A 2,805-nucleotide genomic window follows, 5' to 3' on the forward strand; every position below is an offset into this window, starting at 1 on the left:
GGCCTGACCTCGAAAGGGGTCAGGCCGGTCGCGTGTAGACCAGGGAGTAGCGCCAGAACAGCAGCCGCCGCAGACGTGCGCCGGGCAGCACCTCACCGGCCTCCTCCGCGATCTCGCGCAGACCCATCTCCGGGTCGCGCACCGGCATCTCGGCGGTGGGTCCCACCTCGTGCGGGTTCGGCGTGCCGGTGAGCGCGCGGCCCAGCCGCAGACCGGCGCCGACCACCCACTGCGGGCCCAGTGCGGCCAGGCCGGTCGCGACGTCGGCGGCGCCCCTCTCGGCGTACAGGCCGAGGACGGCCAGCGTGCCGCCGGGGGCGAGGGCGGCGGCCATCCGTTCGAGCGAGGGCCCGAACGGCATGTGGTGGACGCTGGCGATCGAGCTGACGAACCCGTACCCCCCGGGAGGCGGCTCCGTCTCCTCCAGCGCGGCCACGCGGTAGTGGACCGGCAGCCGGACGGGCGTGCGTTCGCGGGCCATGGAGACCATCCGCGGTTCGGGGTCGATCGCGTCGACGGCGATCCCGCGGGAGGCCAGGACCCTGGCGAACCTACCGCCGCCGCACCCGACGTCGAGCGCTCGGGTGCAGTGCGGGGGCACGTGGCGGAGGAGGTGTTCGTGGTAGTGGCTGTTGTGGTCCCAGGAGATGTCCACGGGACTCGGGGGAAGGACTGGACCCATACGCCCGGAGGCTATCCGGCCTGGCGCTTGGCCTCCAGTGCCTCCATGGCGGCGACGGCGGTGGCCACGGTCTGGTGGACCGGGACCTGGCGGTGCAGGCCGACCAGGCGGACGACCTTGGTGACGCGTTCGTTCAGAGCGGCCAGCGCCAGTGATCCGCCCAGTTCACGGACGGTTCTGTAGGCGTTGATGATGACGTTCAGACCGCTGGAGTCCATGAAGTCCAGAGCGGACAGGTCCAGGATCAGCCAAGGACCGTGGTCCTCGACGGCGGACTGGATGTGTTCCTGGAGGTCGGCGGCGGTCGCGATGTCGAGTTCTCCCTCGATCGCGACGATGACACTGCGGCTCTCCACCCGCGTGCTCAGCCCAAGCCTGTGCACGTTCACTCCTCCCGGCCCCACGTTGAGATGGTGAGGGGTCCCTTCGCTTAACCATACGCAGACCGGCGGACCACGCCCACCCGGACCGGCGCCACTCCCACAGAGCCGGTCCGACGTCAGGGGGGAGCGTATGGTACGTCCGCGAGCCTGGTAAGTCGTTGGACACACACGGTATAAGCGAACCGCCCGTTCGGGAATGGCATACCGGAAGAAATTTTCGCCTCCTGGGCACGAACTCGGCGGTGAGCGCCCGTTATCTACCGTTGTCCCCGGGACATTTCATGACATGGGATGTGCCGTGGACACCCGGGCAGCGCTGCACGGCGGCGCCGCCGTCACGGGACGTTCACCCGATGGACGAAACCCGCGTCCCGGCCGGGGGAGGCGGACGGCGCCCCGGCACCGCGCCTCCCCGGCGTTCACCCGTCGGACGAACCCGGCTCCCGGGAGGGCTCCGTGCCGCGCTCCGGCCCCGCGCCGCCTCCGGGTTCACCCGTCGGACGGACCCCGCGGCCCCGGGTGAAGGAGTCCAGCAGCGTGCGCGCGGCGAGGGTCGCCGTGGTCTCCCCCGACCGCACCCGCTCCTCCGTCCCGGGCAGGAGCGAGGACACCCGGGGATCGCGCAGGAACGCGTCCATGAGCTGGTCGCGGACCTGGTCCCACATCCAGCTGACCCCCTGGCGGCTGCGGCGCTCGGCCAGCGCGCCGTCGCTCTCCAGCACCGCGCGGTGCCGGGTCACGGCGTCCCACACCTCGTCGAGCCCGTCGCCGGTCAGACCGCTGCACGTGAGTACCGGCGGACGCCAGTCCGGGTGCACCGGCTGGAGCAGCCGCAGCGCCCGCGACAGCTCGCGGGCCGCCTTGCGCGCGTCGTCGGCGTGCGGTCCGTCGGCCTTGTTGACGGCGACCACGTCCACCAGCTCCAGCACGCCCTTCTTGATGCCCTGGAGCTGGTCGCCCGTGCGGGCCAGCGTGAGGAAGCAGAAGCAGTCCACCATGGCGGCGACCGCGACCTCGGACTGGCCGACGCCCACCGTCTCCACCAGGACCACGTCGAACCCGGCCGCCTCCATGAGCAGCATGGTCTCCCGCGTGGCCCGGGCGACGCCGCCCAGGGTCCCCGCCGTGGGCGAGGGCCGGATGAACGCGTCGGGGTCCACCGCCAGGCGCTCCATCCGGGTCTTGTCACCCAGGATGCTGCCTCCGGTGCGCGTGGAGGAGGGGTCCACGGCCAGCACCGCCACCCGGTGCCCGGCCTTGGTCAGCCGGGTGCCCAGCGCGTCGACGAACGTGGACTTGCCGACGCCGGGGACCCCGGTGATCCCCACCCGGCGGGCCCCGCCGGTGTGCGGCAGCAGCCGCACCAGCAGTTCCTGCGCGGCGCGCGCGTGGTCCGGGCGGCGGGACTCCACGAGGGTGATCGCCCGCGCGAGGGTGGGCCGGTGCCCGGCCAGGACCCCCTCGGCGAGGGCGTCCACGTCCACCGGGCGGCGCCGCCCCGAACGCCGCGCGCCCGGCACGGAACCCTGCTCCGCCACGCCTGCCTCCCTCTTCCCGGCCCCGGAGGCCGCGTCCCGGCCCGGCTGGTCCTGCCCCCGCCGGGCCCTCGCCCGCCGCGTCCTCCGCGGACGCGGTTTCCCTCCGCCGCGTCGCGGTCCGCAGCGCTCCTCCGCCGACGCGCCCTCCGCTACCGCGTCCACACACGCCGCGCCCCGGTCCGCCGCGCACTCGTCCGCCCCG

Annotated in this window: 3 protein-coding genes; all 3 read right to left on the reverse strand. The window is 73.6% G+C overall.

Annotated elements, in window-relative coordinates; all coding sequences use genetic code 11:
* Positions 1 to 19: 19 nt before the first annotated feature.
* The gene (locus DQW06_RS21790; RefSeq protein WP_071621076.1) at positions 20 to 655 is read right to left on the reverse strand and encodes a bifunctional 2-polyprenyl-6-hydroxyphenol methylase/3-demethylubiquinol 3-O-methyltransferase UbiG; all 636 of its coding nucleotides are present in this window, start codon (positions 653 to 655) and stop codon (positions 20 to 22) included.
* Between the two features lie 38 nt (positions 656 to 693).
* Entirely contained in the window at positions 694 to 1,065 is a 372-nt protein-coding gene (locus DQW06_RS21795; RefSeq protein WP_013156533.1) for an STAS domain-containing protein, read from the reverse strand.
* A gap of 419 nt (positions 1,066 to 1,484) precedes the next feature.
* Entirely contained in the window at positions 1,485 to 2,603 is a 1,119-nt protein-coding gene (gene meaB / locus DQW06_RS21800; protein WP_117199209.1) for a methylmalonyl Co-A mutase-associated GTPase MeaB, read from the reverse strand.
* Positions 2,604 to 2,805 lie beyond the last annotated feature (202 nt).

Source organism: Nocardiopsis sp. TNDT3 (assembly GCF_003427465.1).
Taxonomy (GTDB): Bacteria; Actinomycetota; Actinomycetes; order Streptosporangiales; family Streptosporangiaceae; genus Nocardiopsis; species Nocardiopsis dassonvillei.